General features: G+C 69.9%; 1 protein-coding gene. It reads left to right on the plus strand.

The window, feature by feature from the left end; genetic code table 11:
- Positions 1-644 (plus strand): zinc-binding dehydrogenase (locus AC5Y5O_RS32180; protein WP_500028766.1); only part of this gene is annotated, 644 nt, incomplete at both ends.

Raw genomic sequence — 644 nt, forward strand, 5'->3', positions numbered from 1 at the left:
GCCGGGCAGGTGCGGGTGGCGGTGGCCGCGGTCGGGGTGAACTTCCGGGATGTGTTGGTGGCGTTGGGGATGTATCCCGGGGGTGGCGAGCTCGGCGCCGAGGGCGCCGGCGTGATCGTCGAGGTCGGCCCCGGGGTCCAGGGGTTGTCCGTGGGCGATGCGGTGCTGGGCTTGCTGGGGGTGGTCGGATCCGAAGCGATTGTGGATGCGCGGTTGGTGACGGTGGTGCCGGCGGGCTGGTCGCTGCCGCAGGCCGCGAGCGTGCCGGTGGTGTTTTTGACCGCGTTGTATGGGTTGTCGGGGTTGGCCGGTTTGAGGGCCGGCGAGCGGGTGTTGGTGCACGCCGCGACCGGTGGGGTGGGGATGGCGGCGGTGCAGCTGGCCCGGCATTGGGGTGCGGAGGTGTTCGCTACCGCCAGCCGTGGCAAGTGGGACACGTTGCGGGCGATGGGCTTTGACGACGACCACATCGGCGATACCCGGACTCTGGATTTCGAGGAGAAGTTCCTGGCGACCACCGGCGGGGCCGGGGTGGATGTGGTGCTCAACTCGCTGGCCGGGGAGTTTCTCGATGCCTCGCTGCGGTTGCTGGTCGGCGGCGGACGTTTCATCGAGATGGGCAAGACCGACCTTCGCGACCCCGC

The sequence above is a fragment of the Mycobacterium sp. NGS40 genome (assembly GCF_059812735.1).